General features: G+C 63.0%; 20 protein-coding genes. All 20 read right to left on the bottom strand.

The window, feature by feature from the left end; all coding sequences use genetic code 11:
- Nucleotides 1-3 precede the first annotated feature (3 nt).
- Nucleotides 4-1,302: an amino acid ABC transporter permease gene (locus RA25_RS14660; RefSeq protein WP_019298026.1), complete on the bottom strand. Its 1,299-nt coding sequence runs from the start codon at nt 1,300-1,302 to the stop codon at nt 4-6.
- A 3-nt stretch (nt 1,303-1,305) separates the two neighbouring features.
- Complete coding sequence (locus RA25_RS14655; RefSeq protein WP_019298025.1) at nt 1,306-2,538, bottom strand: amino acid ABC transporter permease; 1,233 nt, start codon at nt 2,536-2,538, stop codon at nt 1,306-1,308.
- Nucleotides 2,539-2,664: 126 nt separating this feature from the next.
- Entirely contained in the window at nt 2,665-3,681 is a 1,017-nt protein-coding gene (locus RA25_RS14650) for an amino acid ABC transporter substrate-binding protein (protein WP_029205012.1), read from the bottom strand.
- Between the two features lie 231 nt (nt 3,682-3,912).
- Nucleotides 3,913-4,617, bottom strand: coding sequence for an ATP12 family chaperone protein (locus tag RA25_RS14645; RefSeq protein WP_039151064.1), 705 nt, complete (start codon nt 4,615-4,617; stop codon nt 3,913-3,915).
- Between the two features lie 3 nt (nt 4,618-4,620).
- Nucleotides 4,621-5,289 carry an HAD family hydrolase gene (locus tag RA25_RS14640; protein WP_039173491.1) on the bottom strand — a complete coding sequence of 223 codons (669 nt, stop codon included), beginning with the start codon at nt 5,287-5,289 and terminating at the stop codon, nt 4,621-4,623.
- Entirely contained in the window at nt 5,286-6,332 is a 1,047-nt protein-coding gene (locus RA25_RS14635) for an RluA family pseudouridine synthase (RefSeq protein ID WP_019298021.1), read from the bottom strand. The genes RA25_RS14640 and RA25_RS14635 overlap by 4 nt, the downstream gene beginning before the upstream one ends.
- Entirely contained in the window at nt 6,329-6,709 is a 381-nt protein-coding gene (gene crcB, locus RA25_RS14630) for a fluoride efflux transporter CrcB (protein WP_019298020.1), read from the bottom strand. The genes RA25_RS14635 and crcB overlap by 4 nt, the downstream gene beginning before the upstream one ends.
- A 198-nt stretch (nt 6,710-6,907) precedes the next feature.
- Nucleotides 6,908-8,230, bottom strand: a complete 1,323-nt coding sequence (locus tag RA25_RS14625) for a replication-associated recombination protein A (RefSeq protein ID WP_019298019.1) — start codon at nt 8,228-8,230, stop codon at nt 6,908-6,910.
- Nucleotides 8,230-9,636: a trypsin-like peptidase domain-containing protein gene (locus RA25_RS14620; protein WP_039173488.1), complete on the bottom strand. Its 1,407-nt coding sequence runs from the start codon at nt 9,634-9,636 to the stop codon at nt 8,230-8,232. The genes RA25_RS14625 and RA25_RS14620 overlap by 1 nt, the downstream gene beginning before the upstream one ends.
- 222 nt (nt 9,637-9,858) lie before the next feature.
- Nucleotides 9,859-10,935 (bottom strand): 3-deoxy-7-phosphoheptulonate synthase, encoded by a 1,077-nt coding sequence (locus tag RA25_RS14615; protein WP_039173485.1) that lies wholly within the window; start codon nt 10,933-10,935, stop codon nt 9,859-9,861.
- Nucleotides 10,936-11,231: 296 nt separating this feature from the next.
- Complete coding sequence (locus RA25_RS14610; protein WP_039173482.1) at nt 11,232-13,652, bottom strand: CHASE3 domain-containing protein; 2,421 nt, start codon at nt 13,650-13,652, stop codon at nt 11,232-11,234.
- A gap of 171 nt (nt 13,653-13,823) precedes the next feature.
- A complete protein-coding gene (gene rplQ / locus RA25_RS14605) occupies nt 13,824-14,252 on the bottom strand; it encodes a 50S ribosomal protein L17 (protein WP_019298015.1) in 429 nt (142 codons plus the stop codon).
- Between the two features lie 136 nt (nt 14,253-14,388).
- Nucleotides 14,389-15,405 carry a DNA-directed RNA polymerase subunit alpha gene (locus RA25_RS14600; protein ID WP_019298014.1) on the bottom strand — a complete coding sequence of 339 codons (1,017 nt, stop codon included), beginning with the start codon at nt 15,403-15,405 and terminating at the stop codon, nt 14,389-14,391.
- Between the two features lie 113 nt (nt 15,406-15,518).
- On the bottom strand, nt 15,519-15,908 hold the full coding sequence (gene rpsK / locus RA25_RS14595) for a 30S ribosomal protein S11 (protein WP_019298013.1): 390 nt from the start codon (nt 15,906-15,908) through the stop codon (nt 15,519-15,521).
- Nucleotides 15,909-15,922: 14 nt separating this feature from the next.
- Entirely contained in the window at nt 15,923-16,291 is a 369-nt protein-coding gene (rpsM, locus tag RA25_RS14590) for a 30S ribosomal protein S13 (protein WP_019298012.1), read from the bottom strand.
- Nucleotides 16,292-16,515: 224 nt separating this feature from the next.
- Nucleotides 16,516-16,911, bottom strand: coding sequence for a hypothetical protein (locus tag RA25_RS14585; RefSeq protein WP_039173479.1), 396 nt, complete (start codon nt 16,909-16,911; stop codon nt 16,516-16,518).
- Nucleotides 16,912-16,982: 71 nt separating this feature from the next.
- A complete protein-coding gene (locus RA25_RS14580; RefSeq protein ID WP_019298010.1) occupies nt 16,983-17,630 on the bottom strand; it encodes an adenylate kinase in 648 nt (215 codons plus the stop codon).
- Nucleotides 17,627-18,991: a preprotein translocase subunit SecY gene (secY, locus tag RA25_RS14575; protein ID WP_019298009.1), complete on the bottom strand. Its 1,365-nt coding sequence runs from the start codon at nt 18,989-18,991 to the stop codon at nt 17,627-17,629. The genes RA25_RS14580 and secY overlap by 4 nt, the downstream gene beginning before the upstream one ends.
- Before the next feature lie 111 nt (nt 18,992-19,102).
- On the bottom strand, nt 19,103-19,573 hold the full coding sequence (gene rplO, locus RA25_RS14570; RefSeq protein WP_019298008.1) for a 50S ribosomal protein L15: 471 nt from the start codon (nt 19,571-19,573) through the stop codon (nt 19,103-19,105).
- A gap of 141 nt (nt 19,574-19,714) precedes the next feature.
- Complete coding sequence (locus RA25_RS22760) at nt 19,715-20,236, bottom strand: hypothetical protein (protein WP_152612211.1); 522 nt, start codon at nt 20,234-20,236, stop codon at nt 19,715-19,717.
- Between the last annotated feature and the right edge of the window lie 494 nt (nt 20,237-20,730).

Genomic DNA, 20,730 nt, shown 5'->3' with positions numbered 1-20,730 from the left:
TCCTTAACGGTGGTCGGTGGCGAGACGGCGCTCGAGCCACTGTGAGTATTGAGAAATGCCGTAGCAGACGACGAAGAACAGAAGCGCAGCAAAGCCCAGAAGCTCCCAATAGACCCCGTTCCACTCGGTGGAGGCGAGGATCGGGCCGCGGATCATGCCAACCAGGTCGAACATCGAGATGACCGAGACCAGGGTGGTGTCCTTGAACAGGCCGACGGCCACGTTCACGATGCCCGGGATGGAGATCTTCAGCGCCTGCGGCAGGATGATCAGCCGCATCGCCTGGGGGTAATCCAGACCAAGGCTGTCAGCCGCTTCGTACTGTCCCTTGGGCAGGGCCGCCAGACCGCCGCGGATCACCTCGGCGATATAGGCTGCCGAGAACATGGTGATCATGATCACCACGCGCAGGAACAGGTCGACGGTGCTTTCCGGCGGGAAGAAGTAGGCCAGCATCACCGATGCCACGAACAGCAGGGTGATCAGCGGCACGCCGCGCACGAACTCGATGAAGACCACGCAGATCCACTTGATCAGCGGCATGTCCGACTGACGGCCCAGCGCCAGCGCGATGCCCAAGGGCAGCGACAGCGACACACAGGTCACGCCCAGCATCAGGTTCAGCATGAAGCCGCCCAGATCGCGCGACGGCACGGCCTGCAGCATGGCGTTGTCGGACGCCCCGTCCGGGATCAGCATTCCGCCGATGATCCAGACAGCAAAGGCTGCGGCAATCGCTCCGAAGAAGCCGACCGCAAAGCTGCTCTTGCCGTAGGTCTGGAATACAAAGGCGCCCGCTACAAAGCCCACCAGCGCAACAATCGGCGCCAGGATGGTGCCACCCCAGATCAGCCAGAAGGCCAGGAAGGGGTAGACGGCGGTGAAGGCCAGCAGCTTGCGCGGCAGGTCAAAGAACAGCACCGGCGCAATGGCAAACAACAGCAGCACCAGGGCCAGGTTCGGGCGCCAGTACTGATCGGAGGGGTATTTGAAACCGTACAGAAGCTGGTTCCAGCGCTCGGTCAGGACCGAGAAACAGGCGCCTGTCTTGCCTTGCAGAACCTCGCGGCATTCCGCCAGCGAGCTGGTGGTCCAGACCCCGTTCAGCAGCCACGGCAGGGTCTTGCTGAGCAGCAGATAGATGACCAGCAGCGCCGCAATGGTCAGGGCAGAGTTCACCGCGTTGGAGAACAGGTTTTCGCGCAGCCATTTAACCGGGCCGGTTTCCCCTGCCGGCGGCGGGGCCGGCGGGATTTCGGTTTCGCGGACAAAGGCGATGGAGTGTGCGTGTGTATCGCTCATGTCTCAGCGCTCCTTCAACTTAACAGATGCGTTGTAGACGTTCATCACCATCGAAATGGTCAGCGAAGCGGTCAGGTAGAACAGCATCAAGAGGAGAACGCATTCAATGGCGCGGCCGGTCTGGTTCAGGGTGATCCCGCCCAGAGTTGCGGTGATATCCGCATAGCCCACGGCAATCGCCAGCGAGGAGTTCTTGGTAATGTTGAGGAAGTTGGAGATCAGCGGCGGGATGATCACCCGCAGCGCCTGCGGCAGAACCACCAGGTTCATCACCCGGCGCGGACGCAAGCCCAGCGCGGATGCGGCCTCGGTCTGGCCTTTGGACACCGCCTGGATGCCCGCCCGGACGTTTTCCGCGATGAAGGCGCCGGTGTAGATCGACAGTGCGAACCACAGCGCGATCAGCGGGCCGCCGACCTTGATGCCGCCGCTGAAGTTGAAGCCCTTCAGCTCAGGATATTCCCAGGTCAGACCCATGATCAGCATCAGCGCCAGGAACGGCACCAGCCACGCGGCGAGGATCATTGCCGTGGTCTTGGGCCGCACACCGGTGGCTTCCTGCTTGGCGTTGGCCCAGACATTGATCTGATGGGCCGCAATCCAGGAGCCTGCAAAGCCACCCAGCACCAGCAGCCAGTTCATCGCTGTGCTGGCAAACAGGCCGTTCTCGAACCAGGGCATCGGCACGTAGATACCGCGGTTGGTGAAGGCAAAAGCGTCAAGCACCATGCTGGCTGTGGCATTGTCGCCGCGGAACGCCCGCGGGCCAGGCAGCACCGCCGTCATGATGGTGAAGATGATGATGATCCAGATCAGCACCGGAATGTTGCGGAAGATCTCAACGTAGACCGCCATCAGCTTGGAGACGAGCCAGTTGTTGGACAGCCGCAGAACCCCGGCAACAACGCCGAACACGGTGGCAGTGATACAGGCCAGGAAGGCCACCAGCAGCGTGTTCAAGAGGCCGACCAGGGCCGCCTTGGCATGGCTCGACTGGCTGTCGTATTCAACCAGGCGCTGGTTGATGTCGTAACCGGCCGGATCGCCAAGGAAGGTATAGGAAATGTTAAGCCCGGCAGCGCGGAGGTTCTGGATCAGGTTGTTTCCAAGATACCAGATGCACAGGGCAAGGACGATAGCCGCGATCACCTGAAAGGTCAGTGACCGGTAGCGGGTATCGTTGATGAGCATAGACAGCCGAAAGCCTTCGTTCGGCGGGTCAGTCAACGTTGACATATATTGTGATCCCCTGACTCCGGCGTCCTGATCCTGGCGGGGTTGTCCCCGCTCCGCAGCTTGCCAGAGTTTTTTTCAGATAGGAAAAGGGCGCAGGAAATTCCTGCGCCCCTCCCGGTGGTGTGTTTAGCGGAACGGCGGAGCGTACAGCAGGCCGCCTTCGGTCCACTGTGCGTTCAGGCCGCGGGCCAGGCCAACCGGAGTGTCTTCGCCGATGTTCTTGGCAAAGATCTCGCCGTAGTTGCCCTGAGCGGCAATCGCGTTCTTGCCCCAGTCAGCCGACAGGCCGAGCATCTCGCCCAGAGTGCCTTCGGTGCCCAGCAGGCGGTTGATTTCCGGGTTCTCGGTGCCAGCTGCCATTTCGCTCAGGTTGGCCGAGGTCACGCCCAGCTCTTCTGCCGCGATCAGCGCCATCAGGCTCCAGCGGACCACATCGCCCCACTCATGGTCGCCATGGCGGACCAGCGGGCCCAGCGGCTCCTTGGAGATGATTTCCGGCAGGATCACGTGGCCGGCCGGATCGTCGAAGGTGGCGCGGGTTGCGGCCAGGCCGGAGGCGTCGGTGGTGTAGACGTCACAGGCGCCTGCCAGGTACTGCTGCTGCGCTTCGGCGTTGGTTTCGATCGGAACCGGCTCGTAGCTGATGTTGTTGGAGCGGAAGAAGTCCGCCAGGTTCAGCTCGGTGGTGGTGCCGGTCTGGATACACACGGTGGCGCCGTCCAGTTCCTTGGCGGAGGACACGCCCAGCTCTTTCGGGACCATGAAGCCCTGGCCGTCATAGTAGTTGACGCCCACGAATTCGAACTTCAGGTCAACGTCGCGGCTGAAGGTCCAGGTGGTGTTGCGGGCCAGCATGTCGATTTCGCCAGACGCCAGCGCGGTAAAGCGGGTCTTGCCGGTGGTCGGCACGAATTCGACAGCGCTCGAGTCGCCCAGCACGGCTGCAGCCACAGCACGGCACACGGCAACGTCAAAGCCTTCCCATTCACCGTTTGCATTCGGGGCCGCAAAGCCGACCAGGCCGGTGGTGACGCCGCAGTTCAGCTTGCCGCGGGCCTTCACGTCGTCCAGCGTGCCGGCAGATGCTGCGCCAGCCGCAAGACCGGCAAAGGTCATTGCGCCCAAAATAACGGATTTTTTCATATTTACCTCTTCCTGATAGCCCGCCATTCGGCGGTTCTTATTTTCCGGCGATCCCCCGCCGGATATGAGACTGAAGAAGGGTTTGCCCCTAATTCGTGGCTGAGTTTGGGCGCATTCATCAGCAAACGTCAAGGGCGGTATCAGGAATTTCGATGTACGAATTCCGCACGAACGGCGTCCGCGCGGAATTTTGTTTCCGGTTCGGCTGTGGATAAGTAATTTCTTATCCGGTCAGGAAAAATCGAAGAATCGCTTGGCGTGCAGGAATTCCTGCCGTTTCACTTCGGCTGCAGCCTGGGCTTCTTCGTCCTCACCCCACTGCTCTTCCTGCCAGCGCTCGTCCAGGCGCGACAGCAGCCAGATCTCCTCGGCGCTGCGCCAGCCCGAAGCGGCTGCAAAGCCAAGGATCAAAGAGCCTGAAATGCCTACAAGATCGTGAAATGCAGCCAGCTGGAAGGGAGTCATGGCGCGGGTTTTCTCCGCCAGAACCGCCAGGGCTGCGGGTTCCTGCGGCTGGTGCAGAACCCCGGTCCGAGGCAGCAGACGCACCCCCAGTTCCGCCTCGGCCCAGTCCAGCACCGGGTCCCATTCCGCGGCCTGGCGGGCCGCCAGTTCAACCGGAGAGTCCGCCCGGTAGCACAAGAGATCACTGTCGCCGTATTCGGCCAGCATCGCCGCAACTTCGCTGTGCTGATGTGTCACCTTGTCAATTGCAGCGTTGGCCGACCGGGTGCAAGGCATGGAATTGGGGTTAACTGATTCGGTTTGGGCGTCCCATTCCGCGGCAATCGCCTCGGCCATTTCCCGCGTCGGCACCATCAGCGGTGCCTTGGCCGGGGTCTTGACCCGGCGCCCGTCCAGCTCCACCTCGAAACCCTCCGCAGCTTCCGCCACGGTGACCGCTTTCCAGAACCGTTTCTGTGCCCAGCCGCTCATATCCTAGCCCTTCCAGATTTCTGCCAGCAGCGGGCGCAGCTCCGCGAAATCGCGGATCAGGTAATCGGCGCCCAAGGTTTCTGCCGGGTGATAACCCCAGGGCACGGCGATGGTGGTGACCCCCGCTGCGCGCCCCATTTCGATGTCAAACCGCGTGTCGCCGATCATCACGGTGCTTGCCTGCTCCACCCCGGTCTCCGCCATTGCCGTCAGCACCATCGACGGATGCGGTTTCGACGGGTGATGGTCGGCCACTTGCCGGGTCACAAAGCAATTCAGCCCATGCGCCGCAATCAGCGCATCCACGCCGCGCTGGGATTTTCCGGTGGCGACCCCCAGCAGGTATTCCGGCACCTCGTTCAGCTCTGCCAGCATCTCCCGCGTGCCGGGGTAAAGCGGCGAATGCGCGGCCCCCGCCGCCTCGCGCGCCAGCATGTAGGAGGATTTGTAGCCCTCCACCAGCGCGTCCAGCGTTGCCGCGTCCTGCTCCGGCGCCAGCTCCGCCATGGCCAGGGGCAGCGACAGGCCGACGATGGACAGGATCCTCTCGCGCGGCGGAACGTCCAGGCCAACCCCTTGAAACGCCTCATCCATCGCGCCAGTGATCGCGCCCTGACTGTCCACCAGGGTGCCATCCACGTCAAACAGGATCAGCCGCAGGTCCGCGCTCACTTCAGATCCTCAAACGGGTCGTCCGCCGCCAGGTCCTCACTCCAGCCGAAGGTGTCCCAGCTTTCCTTCATGTGATCCGGCAGCGGTGCTACCACCGAGACCTGCTTGTGCGTGACCGGGTGCTCAAACACCATCCGGCGCGCGTGCAGGTGCAGCTTCTTGGAGATCACCCCGCCAATCGAGGCGCCCCAGCCGTCGCCCAGGTTCTCCTGGCCCGAACCGCCGTATTTGCCGTCGCCTGCGATGGGATGGCCCATGCCGGACATATGCGCCCGCAGCTGGTGGGTACGGCCGGTGATCGGCTCCATCGCCACCCAGGCGGCGCGGCTGGCAACGCGGTAGAGCGTGGCATAAAGCGTATGCGCCCGCTTGGCGCCGGGCGTGTCGTCGATGTCGTGCGGATGCACGTTGATCATCTTCTCGCCCTCGCCGGATTTGCCATGCCCCGGCGCCTTGACCAAGCCATTCTTGATCTCGCCCAGGTACGGCGTTGGCACGCCGGCCACGAGGGCCCAGTAAATCTTGCGGGTGTTCTTGTGGCGGAACGCGGCCGTCAGCCCCTGCGCCGCCTTGCGGTTGCGCGCCAGCACCAGAACGCCGGAGGTGTCCTTGTCGATCCGGTGCACCAGCTTGGGCTTGTCCTCCAGCCCGAACTTCAGCGCCTCGGCCAAGCCGTCCACGTGCTTGGTGGTGCCGGAGCCGCCCTGCACCGCCAGCCCGGCGGGCTTGTTCAGCACGATCACGTCATCGTCGCGGTAGATCACGCAATCGCGGATCATCTTGGCATCGGCATCCGAGACCTTCATCTCGCGCGGTGCGGCCGGTTTCAGGTCGCTGTCCGCCAGCGGCGGCACCCGCACCACCTGCCCCGCCTCGACGCGGGTATTGGCCTTGACGCGGGCGCCGTCCAGCCGCAGCTCGCCCTTGCGGCACATCTTCTCGATGCGGCCCTGGTTCACATGCGGAAACAGCCGCCGCAGCCAGCGGTCGATGCGCTGGCCGCTGTCGTCTTCGCTGACGGTAATCATCTGAACGCCGCTCATGCGAACACTCCTCTTGCGGCCACCAGGCCGAGAAACAATCCGCCGACCGACAGGCCCACGGACAAAGCTACATACAGCGCCGCCTGCCCGAAGGCGCCGCGCTCGATCAGGTTGGCGGTCTCCAGCGAGAACGCCGAGAAGGTGGTGAACCCGCCCAGCAGCCCGGTCATCACCAGCGGGCTCAGCCAGGTCAGGTCCCGCAGCGCCGCCGCCACCACGAACATCCCCATCAGGAAGGATCCGAGGATATTCACCGTCAGGATCGCCACCGGGAAATCGTGATGCCCCAGCAGCCGGATGATGCCCAGCCCGGCCAGATAGCGGCACACCGCCCCGATTGCGCCGCCAAGGGCCACCATGGAAACCGAAGAAATCATCCCCGTCCTGTCGCCGGCACAGGCAGGGATGTCAAGTTTTGCCCGTATTGCACAGCGCGCAGGGCTGCCAGCAAAAGGCTCCCGCCCTTTCATCTTTCCCAGGGCTCCGCCCGTTCGTGATTGAAACCGTCCCCCAGACGGTTTCCGGGACATCACTCACCCCCCGCCGGAGGCCGCGGCTTTGCCGGCAAAGCCGCTTTACTTGTTTCGCTTCAGCCTGAGGTTCGCGAAATAATCCGTGCGCCGCTTCAGCTCGCGCTCAAACCCGCGCTCCACCGGCTGATAAAGCACCGGCCGCTTCACCCCGTCGGGGAAGTAATTCTGGCCGGAAAACCCGTCCTCCGCATCGTGGTCATAGGCATAGCCGTCGCCATAGCCCTGCTCCGACATCAGCTTGGTCGGCGCGTTCAGGATGTGCTTGGGCGGCGGCGCGCTGCCGGTCTGCTTGGCCAGCCGGCGGGCGGCCTTGATGCCCACATAGACGGCGTTGGATTTCGGCGCCAGCGCCAGGTAGACGGCGGCGTTGGCCAGCGCCAGCTCGCCCTCCGGGCTGCCAAGGCGCTCATAGGTCTGCCAGGCATTGAGGCAAACCGTATTGGCCTGCGGGTCGGCCATGCCGATGTCCTCAGTCGACATCATCGTCAGCCGCCGGGCCAGGAACCGCGGGTCCTCGCCGCCCTCCAGCATCCGCGCCAGCCAGTAAAGCGCCGCATCCGCGTCGGAGCCGCGGATCGACTTGTGCAGGGCGGAAATGAGGTTGTAATGCTCGTCACCGGACTTGTCGAACTTGGCCGCCCGGCGCATCAGCCGCGCCGACAGCGCCTCCCGCCCCAGCGGTGCCTCCACCTTCCAGGCGGCAACCTGTTCAATGAGGTTCAAAAGCGCCCGCCCGTCGCCATCCGCCATCTCATGCAGCGCGTCGCGGGCATCCCCGCTCAGCGGCAGGGCCCGGCCCAGCTCCTTTTCGGCGCGCTGGGTCAGGCGTTCGAGATCGGCAAGCGACAGCCGTTCCAGCACCAGCACCTGCGAACGGCTCAGCACAGCGGCGTTCAGCTCGAACGAGGGGTTTTCCGTGGTCGCCCCCACCAGGAGGATGGTTCCATCCTCCATATGCGGCAGGAAGCCGTCCTGCTGGGCCTTGTTGAAGCGGTGGATCTCATCCACGAACAGCAGCGTCCCCTGCCCGTTCTGGCGGCGGATCTTGGCGGCTTCGAACACCTTGCGCAGCTCCGGCACGCCGGTGAAGATCGCCGAGATCTGCACGAAATGCAGGTCGGTCTCCTGCGCCAGCAGCCGCGCGATGGTGGTCTTGCCCACCCCCGGCGGCCCCCAAAAGATCAGCGAAGAGAGCGAGCCCGAGGCCAGCATCACGCCCAAGGGCGCCTCCGGCCCCAGCACCTGTTCCTGGCCGATCACATCCGCCAGCGACTGCGGCCGCAGCCGGTCTGCCAGCGGCCGGTTCTTGCTGGCCTGCTGTGCCTCGCCGTCCGATGGCGCCGGGGTGCCGAACAGGTCCGCCATCAGGTGCGGAACCGCAGGGTGACGCGCTGGCCGCGGCGGTTCAGGTCCAGCTGAATCCAGCGGCCGCTGTTGGCGAGGATGGCATAGACGTCCTCGGTGCCGGTGACCGCCTGGCCGTTCACCGCCAAGAGCGCATCGCCCGGCTGCACCCCGCCGCGGCCCGCATAGGGGCCGGGATCGGTGACCACCACGCCCTCCGCCGACAGCGGCAGGCCGAGGCGGGCAATCACCTGGGGATTGATCTGCGCCACCGTCAGGCCGGGCAGCGCGGTCTTTTCATCCAGCTGCACCGGGTTGGCGGGCGGCTGGTCCGGCGCGGTGATCATCGGCACCGCGACCACGTCGCGCTCCGCCCCGCGCAGGCGGGTGATTTCAGCGGTGCCGCCAAGGCCCGAGACAGACATCCGGAACACCATCTCGGAGGGCGAATTCACCACCTCTCCATCCACATGGGTGATCACGTCGCCCACCTTGAAGCCTTCCTTGGCAAACGGACTTTCCCGGTGCAGGTCGGAAACCACCATGCCCTCCGGCACCTCCATGCCCATCGAGGCGGCGAGGTCCGCATCCACCGGCTGCCCGGCCATGCCGGCCCAGGGGCGCTGGAACTCCTCGGCGCCGGTTTTCGCCTGCTCCACAAACTGTTTGACCAGGTTGGCAGGAATGGCAAAGCCAATGCCGTTGGAGCCGCCGGAGCGGGACAGGATGCGGGTGTTGATGCCAATGAGGTCGCCATTGACGTCGATCAGCGCGCCGCCGGAGTTGCCCGGGTTGATCGGCGCGTCGGTCTGGATGTAGTAGCCAAAGCCGTCGCCCGCCCCCATGCCGGTGCGCGCGAGCCCTGAGATAATGCCGCTGCTGACGGTCTGCCCCACCCCGAACGGGTTGCCGATCGCCAGCGCCAGCTCGCCCACCTGCACCCCGTCGCTGTCGCGCAGGTCCAGATGCGGCAGGTCCGCGGCCTCTTCCAGCTGCAGGATCGCCAGGTCGCTGGCCTTGTCACCCAGGATCACCCGCGCATTGTATTCGCGCCGGTCGTTGGTCACCACGCGGATTTCGGTGGCACTGCCGACGACGTGGTAGTTGGAAACCACGATACCGTCCGCTGACAGGATCACCCCGGAGCCCAGCGAGTTCTCCACCCGCGGCTGCGGTTCGGCAAAGCCGCGGAAGAAATCATCGAAGAACGGATCATTCATGAACGGCGAGCGGCGGCGCTGCTGCACCTGGCGCACCACCTTGGCATAGATGTTGACCACCGCAGGCGAGGCTTCCTGAACCAGCGGCGCAAACCCCAATGCGATCTCCGCCTGGGACTGCGGCACCTTGGTTTCAGCCGCCGCGGGCAAGGCCAGCGCAGGCAGGGCAAGACACAGGGCAAGGGCGGTCAGGGCTGGGCGGATCATGGGGGCTCCCGTTTGTTGCTGCGTGAAGGATATGCGGAGCGCGCGCCCGGATTGCAAGACGGCAGCGTCCCAGAGGGCGGAGGGGCGCTGCCCCTCTTGGCCTTGCGGCCAATTCACCCTGGAGTATTTGGAACCAGAAAGAAGCAGGCCGGCAAACAGAGGCAGGCCTTTCTTCTTTGACTAAATAATCATTGCCGAAGGCGCGCCCTCAAGGCGCCGGCCTCAGCCATCGACCAGCTCCGCCTGCGCGGCGGTGCGCCGTTTGGCAACTGCATCCGCCAGATGCTCCAGCGCGGCCACGGTGTCTTCCCAGCCGAGGCAGCCGTCGGTGATCGACTGGCCGTAGGTCAGTTCCCCCTTGCCCAGATCCTGGCGGCCCGCCACCAGATGGCTTTCCACCATCACGCCGGTGATGCGGCTGTCGCCGCCTGCGATCTGTGCCGCCACATCGCGCAGCACCGCGGGCTGTTTCATGGGATCCTTGCCGCTGTTGGCGTGGCTGGCGTCGATCATCACATGGCCGCGAATGCCGTCCTTTTCCGCCAGCTTGCAGGCCGCATCGACCGAGGCCGCGTCATAGTTGGTGCCGCCGCCGCCGCGCAGGATCAGGTGGCAGTCCGGGTTGCCGCTGGTGGCCGCAATCGCCGCGCGGCCCGATTTGGCCAGCGCCATGAAATGATGCGGATGGGCGGCCGAGCGCACCGCGTCCACCGCGATTTGCACATTGCCGCGGGTGCCGTTCTTGAAGCCGACCGGGCAGCTGAGGCCGGAGGCCATCTCGCGGTGGATCTGGCTTTCGGTGGTGCGGGCGCCAATGGCGGCCCAGGCCACCAGGTCGGAGATGTACTGCGGCACCGCGGTATCGAGGAACTCTGTCCCGACCGGCAGGCCCAGGGCATTGATGTCCAGGCACAGGCGGCGCGCCAGCCCCAGCCCCTCGTTGATGCGGAAGGAATTGTCGAGACCGGGATCGTTGATCAGCCCCTTCCAGCCGCTGATGGTGCGGGGTTTCTCGAAGTAGACCCGCATCACGATTTCCAGCTCACCCGCCAGCCGCGTGCGCAGCGGGGCCAGACGTTCGGCGTATTCCATTGCCGCCTTGGGGTCGTGGATGGAACAGGGGCCGACCACGGCGACGACGCGGCCGTCGCGGCCGTGCAGCACGTCCTGAATGGCGGTGCGGCTGGCCAGCACGGTATCGGTGGCCTCAGCCGTCGTGGGCAGCTGTGCGGCGAGGTCTTCGGGAGAGATCAGTTCCTGCATGCCGGTAATGCGGAGGTTTTCGGTCTGGGGTGTCATGTTTCAGCTTCCTTGGCGGGTGGCCCTTGGCGCTGCGGCGGATACAAAAAAACCGCCTGCGGGCTGCGGGCGGTTGGTGGTATCCTGGTGCGTTTCCTGTCTGTCTTCAGAACGCGCTGACCCCTCCGTCCGCCATGTGGCGCGGATAAAAGAAATACCAGAATGCGGCATAGCTACGGGTCATGGGCCGGACGCTAGCGGAGATTCGCGGGGCTGTCACCCCGGAAATGCGCCCGCAGCACAGCAAAAGGCCCTCCCGCGTGGGAGGGCCCTTGGCATTTTCCTGGCGGCAGCGGTCAGAAGTCCTGCCACAGATCGCGGGCGGCATTGCCATCGCTGGCGGCGGCGGCAACCGGCGCCGGGCTGGGCTCGGCCGCCCAATCCTCATCGCCCCAATCATCATCGCCATGGGCGGAGGGCTGCGCCGCGGGCGCTTCCGGCGCCGCAAGCGCAGCGCTGCTGCCGTCCACCTGGAAGCGCGTCACCAGATCGGCGAGCTTCATTGCGTCGCTGTTCAGCATGTGGCCTGCGGCAGTTGCCTCCTCCACCATGGCGGCGTTCTGCTGGGTCACCTGATCCAGCTGGGTGACGCCGGTGTTGATCTCATGCAGGCCGGTGGACTGTTCCTCGGCGCCTTCGGCGATTTCGGAGACCAGCTGCGAGATATGGCTGACGCGGCCCACGATGGACTGCAGCGCCTGCCCTGCACGGCCGACCAGATCAACGCCCTGATCCACCTGGCGGGAGCTGTCGGAGATCAGCGTTTTGATTTCCATCGCCGCGTCAGAGGATCGCTGCGCCAGCGCCCGCACCTCGGACGCAACCACCGCAAAGCCGCGGCCTGCTTCGCCTGCGCGGGCGGCCTCCACTCCGGCATTCAGCGCCAGCAGGTTGGTCTGGAAGGAAATGTCGTCGATCACGCCGATGATCTGACTGATCTTCTTGGAGCTGTCCTCGATCCCGCCCATGGCGGCAACCGCCTCCTGCACCACCTCGCCGCTGGTTTCGGCTTCCTGGCGGGCTTCGCGCACGGTGTTTTCCACGTTGCGGGCGCCCTCGGCTGCCGATTTCACCGATGCTGTCAGCTCATCTATGGCAGCGGCAGTTTCTTCCAAAGTCGCCGCCTGGCTTTCGGTCCGGTGCGACAGGTCGTCAGAGGCCTGGCTGATCTCGGCCGCTCCGCTGCGGATGCTTGTGGAGGCCTCGATCACCTGCTGCACAGTTGCATTCAGATTGTCGACCGAACCATTGAAATCGGCGCGCAACTGTTCGTATTCCTCGGGGAATTCCTCGGCAATGCGGATGGTGAGATCGCCATGCGCCAGTCGCGACAGACGTTCGCTCAGCTCGCGCACGACACCCGCCAGTTCGGCGTCCTTGCTCTCTGCCTTTTGCGCTTCCGCCTCTTGCATCCGCACCAGCTCGTCGCGGAATTTCTCCAGCGCGCGGGCCATGTCGCCGACCTCATCGCCGCGGGTCTGGCCCTGGATCTCAACCGCGTTGTTGCCCTCTGCCAGGCCGCGCATCGACACGACGATGCGGCGGATGCCCGACGCGATGCCTGAGGCGATCACAAGTGCCAGGATGCCGCCGATCAGGATCGCGCCGCCGATGGCTGCGGGGATCATGGTGCGGGTCTGGGCGCCCAGTTCCTCATTGGCGGCACGGCGTTCCGCCATGGCCGCGGTGCCAGCGGCCTGCAGCGTCTCCATAGTCGCGCGGAAGCTGTCAAAATACTCCTTGCCGCGGCCCTCAGCGACCAGATCAGCCATGTCGTCCATAGTGGCGGCGCTGCCGATCACCCGGCGCAGCTGCAGCATCGGCACGACAACTTCATTGCGCCATTCGTCAATGATCCCCGCCACCTTGTTCAGGCGGTTTGCCTGCATCAGGTTGTCTGCCAGCGCCAGCCGGAGATCGGCCAGAACCTCGTTGAAGCGGCCGTTTCCTTCCATATAGGGTTCCAGAAACTCCCGGTCGCCCGCTAGAAGAAAGCCGCGCATACCGGTTTCCATGTCTACAGCGGCGGCCAGAAGGTCCTTGGCCCGGCTGATGATCTTGTGAGTCTGCTCCACCGCCTCAAGCGAGGTGTTCAGGTAATCCGGATCGGCAATGCCCGCGTTCACTAGCGACATGAAGGTGTTGCGGCGGTTGTTGAGCTCAACTTCCTCCTCCTCGATGACATTGGTCATCTCGGTGCGGAACTGCTCGAAATAGACCCGGCCCTTGGATTTCTTCACCTCGGCGGCCATGTCGTTCATGGTCATGGCGTCGCCGATTTCCTGGCGCAGCGCGATGGCGCCGGCGGCCACGTTTTCCTGCCAGCCCGCCAGTGTCTGCTCCGCCTCGTCCAGAGTGGCAAGAATCTCTGCGTCGCCTGCTGCCAGAGTGCGCAGGCTGGCGAGGGTTTCAGCGACCTGCGCCTTACCGTCCTCAAAGGGGACCAGATATTCCTCCCGGCCCGCCAGCAGGTAGCCGCGCAGGCCTGCCTCCATCTGCGAGGCAGCCTCAGCCAGGGTCTGCGAGCCGGTCAGGATTTCCTGGGTGTGATCCACGGCCTTGGCCGATTGATCCATCCGGCCCAGGTTGAAGACGGCAAGCACCCCCACCCCAAGCACCAAAAGAAGCGGCAGCAGCGCAACGGATACGATTTTCACCTTGGTACTGAGATTTGCCAGTGAAAACCGCCTGGCCGCGGATGTCTTCTTGTTTGCCATCACATCTGTCCCGGAAATTTCGGATGGCAGAGTTAAGCCAGAAGAAAATTACGATTCCCTTTCACCTGAAAAGTGAATCTTAAACGCCCGGGAAGTGCCGTGGCGTAAAGAAAAACCCCCGCTCCGGATGGAGCGGGGGCCAGACAGTGAACCCGGAAGGTTCAGCGCGTCTTATTCGTCTGCTTCAGCAGCTGCTTCTTCTGCTTCCAGGCGGGCCTTGTCGGCAGCACCTTTGGCGGAAACGTCGCGGTCGACGAACTCGATGATGGCCATCGGAGCCATGTCGCCGTAACGGAAGCCGGCCTTCAGAACACGGACATAGCCGCCCTGACGGTCCTTGTAGCGCGGGCCCAGAACCTCGAACAGTTTCGCGACGTCCTTGTCCTCTTTCAGCTTGGAAGCTGCCTGACGGCGGGCGTGCAGGTCGCCGCGTTTCGCCAGAGTGATCAGTTTTTCAATGATCGGGCGCAGTTCTTTTGCTTTGGGCAGGGTGGTCTTGATCTGCTCGTGCTCGATCAGCGAGCCGGCCATGTTGGAGAACAGGGCCTTGCGGTGCTCATGAGTACGGTTCAGGCGGCGGTAACCACGTGCGTGACGCATTTTTCAATTCCTTATCTTGCGTTTTGCTTTGTCAGGCAGCGGATGCGTGTCTGCTGCTCACCTTGGGGCGGGTGCCCATGTCGTCCCCGGCAAACCCGGGCATTGAAGAGGAGGGCCGGAGCCCTCCTCGAAACCTTTAGAAGCTGTCTTCGAACTTCTTGGCCAGATCTTCGATGTTGTCCGGCGGCCAGTCCTCGACGTCCATGCCAAGGTGCAGGCCCATGCCCGACAGCACTTCTTTGATCTCGTTCAGCGACTTGCGGCCGAAGTTCGGGGTGCGCAGCATCTCGGCTTCGGTCTTCTGGATCAGGTCGCCGATGTAGACGATGTTGTCGTTCTTCAGGCAGTTTGCCGAACGGACAGACAGTTCCAGCTCGTCCACTTTCTTCAAGAGAAGCGGGTTGAACTCCAGACCATCGTCCTCGTCCTGGCGGCCAGCCGATTCCGGCTCGTCGAAGTTGACGAAGATCGACAGCTGGTCCTGCAGGATGCGGGCGGCATAAGCCACGGCATCGTCAGGGGAGATGGAGCCGTCGGTTTCCACCTTCATGGTCAGCTTGTCATAGTCCAGCACCTGGCCCTCACGGGTCGGCTGAACGTCATAGGAGACCTTCTTGACCGGCGAGTAGATCGCGTCGATCGGGATCAGGCCGATCGGAGCGTCTTCCGGCTTGTTCTTGTCTGCCGAGACATAGCCTTTGCCGGTGTTCACGGTCAGTTCCATGAACAGATCGGCACCGTCGTCCAGGTGGCAGATCACGTGGTCGCGGTTCAGAACCTCGATGCCTGCGGTTTCAGCAATGTCGCCTGCGGTGACAACTGCCGGACCCTTGGCATTGATCGACAGGCGCTTGGGGCCTTCGACTTCCATGCGCAGGGACACGCCCTTGAGGTTCAGGATGATGTCGGTGACGTCTTCACGGACACCGGCCACGGACGAAAACTCGTGCAGGACGTTATCAATCTGCACGCTGGTGATGGCCGCGCCTTGCAGCGAGCTCATCAGGACGCGGCGCAGCGCGTTGCCCAGGGTCAGGCCGAAACCGCGTTCCAGCGGCTCTGCGACGACAGTTGCCTGGCGTGCAGGATCGTTGCCCGGCTTCACTTCCAGCTGTGCCGGCTTGATCAGCTCTGCCCAGTTCTTATGGATCATGCGTTCCCTCCATTCCTGTCCCTGCCCCATGTCCGGAAGGCCAAGGACGCCCGAGGTTTAAATGACGCACTGGGGCCCTGCGAATCAAGCGGGGCCCCAGCAAAAAATTCGAATTAGACGCGGCGGCGCTTCGGCGGGCGGCAGCCGTTGTGTGCGATCGGGGTCACATCACGGATCGAGGTGATGTTGAAGCCGACAGCGGCCAGTGCGCGCAGAGCCGATTCACGGCCAGAGCCGGGGCCCTGAACTTCGACTTCCAGGGTCTTCACACCGTGTTCCTGGGCTTTCTTGCCCGCGTCCTCAGCAGCCATCTGAGCCGCGTAAGGAGTGGATTTCCGGGAGCCTTTGAAGCCCATGGTGCCGGCGGACGACCAGGAGATCGCGTTGCCCTGCACGTCGGAGATCAGGATCTTGGTGTTGTTGAACGAAGAGTTCACGTGAGCAACGCCGGAGGCGATGTTCTTGCGCTCTTTACGCTTAATGCGGGTTTTATCGCGTGCCATTGATCAAGCCCCCCTTACTTCTTCTTGCCGGCGATCGGCTTGGCCGGGCCCTTGCGGGTACGGGCGTTGGTGTGGGTACGCTGACCGCGGACCGGCAGGTTGCGGCGGTGGCGCAGGCCACGGTAGCAGCCCAGGTCCATCAGGCGTTTGATGTTCATGGTCACTTCACGGCGCAGGTCGCCTTCGACGGTGTAGTTGGCGTCGATGTGCTCGCGCACGGCCAGGACTTCAGCGTCGGACAGTTCGTTCACACGACGGGTTGCGTCGATGCCAACAGCCTCACAGATGGCTTTCGCCGAGGTGTTGCCGATACCGGTGATGTAGGTGAGGGCGATGGGAACCCGCTTTGCAGTCGGGATGTTAACGCCGGCAATACGTGCCACGTGTCACTTTCCTTTTCGTTGCGGTTCCGTAACGCCGGAACCTTTTTTCACAACACTTGACCGTGGCAGTGTGGCCAGAGGGTCCAGCATTTCGAGGTGGTAAGGCAGACAGACGAATCCATCCGCCGGGAATCATTCCCAGAAGGGATGGGGTTGCCTATGTGGAATTGCCGCGGGGGTCAACCCGTGATCTGCGAAAACGCCGCGGGCTGCCCCCTGCCCTGTCAGCTGCTGCAGGCGAAGAAGCGCAAGGGTTCCGCCTCGCCCATCCAGATGGATACGGTGCCGGGCTCCTCCGGGTCCAGAACTACCGTGAACAGCTGCGGGAAATACTGCGGGCCCGGCAGCTCGCAGCGGCCGGTGTGGTCGCTCACCCGGTAGCTGCCCCATTCCAGGCTGAGCGCAGGCTGGAAGTTGCAGAAATACTCCATCGAGCTGAAGCCGCTCTGATGCAGGATCAGCCCGCCCTCATTGGCATAATCCGTAATGCCGTTCTCGCTGATCAGCACCCGGTCGCAGGCAGCCGCGTCATCCAGGTAAAGCTGATCGGCCTGAAGCGGGCCGGACAGGGCAATGATCGCGGCAAGTGTGGCGGGCAGTTGCAGGCGGGGTGCGGGCATCGGGGCCTCCGGAAATGAAAATGCCCCGCAGCTTTGCAGCACGGGGCACTTCGATCCGGTAAACGGGCGGCTTATTCGCCCATGATCCAGGCCATGCTCTTGCGGACTTCCTCAATCGAGGCGAGGCCGTCGAGGCGCTGGAGGTTGCCCTTGGCGTAATAGTAGCCAATCAGCGGCGAGGTCTTCTTGTAGTATTCCATCAGGCGGGTCTTGAGGCTGTCCTCATTGTCGTCCGCCCGGCGCTGCACGTTGTCGCTGCCGCAGTTGGCGCATTTACCGTCTGCCGGCCAGGGTTTGGTCTGGTCGTGGTAGACCTCGCCGCAGCCACCGCAGGTGGAGCGGCCGGTGATGCGGGCGACCAGCGCGTCGTCGTCAACCTGCATCTCGATCACGGCGTCGAGCTTGAGATCCATCTCATCGAGCAGCTTGGCCAGCGCATCGGCCTGGGCCAGGGTGCGCGGGAAGCCGTCGAAGATGAAGCCGCCTTCGGCGCCGCCCTGCAGCTTCTCGCGGATCAGGCCGATCACGATCTGGTCGGTGACCAGCTTGCCCTCGGCCATGATGGCGGCAACTTTCTTGCCCATTTCGGTGCCGGAGGTCTGGGCCTCCCGCAGCATGTCGCCGGTGCTGAGCTGCACCATGCCGCGGGATTCAACCAGGTAACGCGCTTGCGTACCTTTGCCCGCACCAGGCGGGCCAAGGAGAATAATATTGGTCATCGGCGAGAGGGTCCCCGTTTTGTCCGTTTCTTGTTGCGCCCGCGCAGCTGGCTCTTCTCGATAAGGCCCTCATACTGATGCGCGAGGAGGTGGCTTTGCACCTGCTGAATGGTGTCCATGGTGACGGATACCACAATCAGAACGGACGTGCCGCCAAAATATACAGGGATGGCGAATTGGCCGCGGAGGACCTCCGGCAGGAGGCAGACCAGGGCCAGGTAGCCGGAGCCCAGAACCAGGATGCGGTTGACCACGTATTCGATGTATTCAGCGGTCTTCTTGCCGGGGCGGACACCGGGGACAAAGCCGTTCTGGTTCTTCAGGTTGTTCGCCACGTCTTCCGGTTTGAAGGAGACGTTGAAGGTGTAGAAATAGGCAAAGAACACGATCATCGCGACGAAGAACAACAGGTACAGCGGCTGGCCGGGGCCGAAGTTCGCGAGCAGCCAGGACATCACCGGGCCGGTCGCCGCGCCCGAGGAGAACGCCGAAATGGTGGTCGGCAGCAGCAGCAGCGAGGAGGCGAAGATCGCCGGGATCACGCCCGCCGGGTTCACCTTGACCGGCAGATGCGAGGAGCCGCCGTCATAGACCTTCATGCCGACCTGGCGGCGCGGGTACTGGATGTGGATCTTGCGCAGCGCGCGCTCCATGAACACCACGAACATGATCACCGCGATCACCATCAGGATCACGCCGATGATCACCGCCGGGCTGATCGCGCCGGAGCGGCCGGAGGCAAAGAACTGGGCAATTGCTGCCGGAACCTCGGCGATAATGCCGACGAAGATGATCAGCGAGATGCCGTTGCCGATGCCGCGCTGGGTGATCTGCTCGCCCAGCCACATCAGGAACATGGTGCCGCCAACCAGGGTGATCATGCAGGCCATGCGGAAATACATGCCCGGATCGGTCGCCAGATCGCCTTGTTCCAGCGACACGGCGAGGCCATAGGCCTGTGCGGTCGCCAGCGCCACGGTGCCGTAGCGGGTGTACTGGTTGATCTTCTTGCGGCCCTGCTCGCCCTCTTTCTTGAGCTGCTCAAGCGAGGGCACCATCGAAGTCAGAAGCTGAACGATAATGGAGGCGGAGATATAAGGCATAATGCCGAGGGCAAAGATCCCCATGCGGCCAAGTGCGCCGCCGGTGAACATCGACACCATGCCGCCGATGCCCTGGCCTGCCTGCTCCATGAACTGGCGCAGGGCGGCTGCGTCGATGCCGGGAACCGGAATGAAGGTGCCCAAGCGGTAGACGATCAAAAGGCCGATGGTGAACAGGATGCGGTTGCGCAGATCCGTAGCTTTGCCAAGGGCAGCCCAGCTGGTGTTTGCCGCCATTTGTTCTGCTGCTGATACCATGAAAAGGTCTCTTCTTTAGCGAAACGCCGCCCGGAACCGTTTTCCGGCTCGGGCGGCGTTCTAGGAAAACTCGGAGACTATGTAAGCGGCATTGGCGCCGCTCACAAGCCGTTACTCTGCGGCGGCGGGGGCTGCCACAGTCAGAGTGCCGCCAGCTTTTGCAACAGCGTCAACAGCTGCAGCGGATGCGCCGGTGACTGCGATGGTTGCTTTGGCAGTGATTTCGCCTTTGGCCAGGATGCGGACGCCGTCCAGTTTGCGGCGGACCAGGCCGGAGGCAACCAGCGAATCCTCGGTGATGGAGGCTGCGTCCAGCTTGCCTGCGTCGATGAACTTCTGGATCAGGCCCAGGTTCACAACAGCGTATGCCTTGCGGTTCGGCTTGTTGAAGCCGCGCTTGGGCAGACGCTGGTACAAGGGCATCTGACCGCCTTCGTAGCCGTTGATCGAGACGCCCGAACGGGATTTCTGGCCTTTGATGCCGCGGCCGCCCATTTTGCCTTTGCCGGAACCCGGGCCACGGGCCACACGGGTGCGTTTCTTGGCGGCGCCTGCATTGTCGCGCAGTTCGTGAAGTTTCATGTCGCTTCTCCTTGCCGGATGTGGCCCCCGAAGCGTGATGGGCCAAACACGGCGTTTCTTGATTGGTGATTCCGTGGCGCGGAACGCCACCGGGTGCCTATAGACGGGTTGGGGGATGGGATCAAGGGGACTAAGCCCTCTCTACTCTAGACCGGATGTTCTTCGCAGATCATAGTATTCAGGAGACCCAAACTTGGTTATCGCCGCGATTTCGCTCCGTCTTCCGTTCAGAAAAACAACGACCTCTCCCAAGATTTTACCCAATATCCTCTCCGCAATTTTTTCTTTTGTTGTGTAACTTCTAAGGCCAGGCAGTGGCTCAACATTTCCACTATGTATTTGAACATTAAGGCCTACTGGAAAGTGTACGACATCGTTGATCTGGACAACGTTTTCTCGCGAAACGCTGAATTTTGGTTCAAACTTTGAAGTTGCCTCAAGAATTTCCGGGCTGGCACTAACTTCAGTTTGCGACGCTACACGCCACATCTCCTCTTTGACCAAAGACAGAAGCAAACTAACCCTTGGAGTCAGTTTGCGATAATGGAAAACCTCGTCGAAAATCTTGCAAAGCGTCAGAAAGTTTGCGGAACGCCCATGTACGATTTCTTCCAATTCGAAAACTCTCGCATTTAGGTAGTCCCGCTCGTCAAAGATCCCCATAGTATCCTCTTCACAAAATCCATTGAACGCTCTTCTAGCTGCAAAACAACTCACTGAAAAAACTCGTCTATTGAAGTCAATCAACGATATCTCAATAGAAAAGTACAGCGCGCCGCACACCCGCCAAGGCCCCTGCCCTGCCGGTTGCGTGTCTTGCCATCGGTCTCTGTCTCTGTTTCCGTTCCGCTGCTGGCCGTCCGTTAAAGGGTGGCGGCGCCGCCGGGGTGGAGATGGGATGGGGTTTCCCCCATGCGAAAACGCGTCTGCGCGCTCCGGGTGCCAGACCGGAGCCCTGTTCCAGGTGCCGGGGGTGTCAGGCCCGGCGGGTGATCATGACCGGGGATGATACTGCCACTGCCGGGTTAAAACCCCGTAGGCGGTGCGTACGGTGGGTGCGCAACGGGTGCTTTGGCCTTCTACTACTCGGCTTCAGTTGCGGGGCCCTTTAGGGCAGCGCCCGGCCCGGCGGGGTGGGAAGCGAAGCGCCCGCGCCG

This window comes from Leisingera sp. ANG-S5 (genome assembly GCF_000813925.1).
In the GTDB taxonomy this organism is placed as follows: Bacteria; Pseudomonadota; Alphaproteobacteria; order Rhodobacterales; family Rhodobacteraceae; genus Leisingera.
This window is presented reverse-complemented; position numbering and strand designations above follow the sequence as displayed.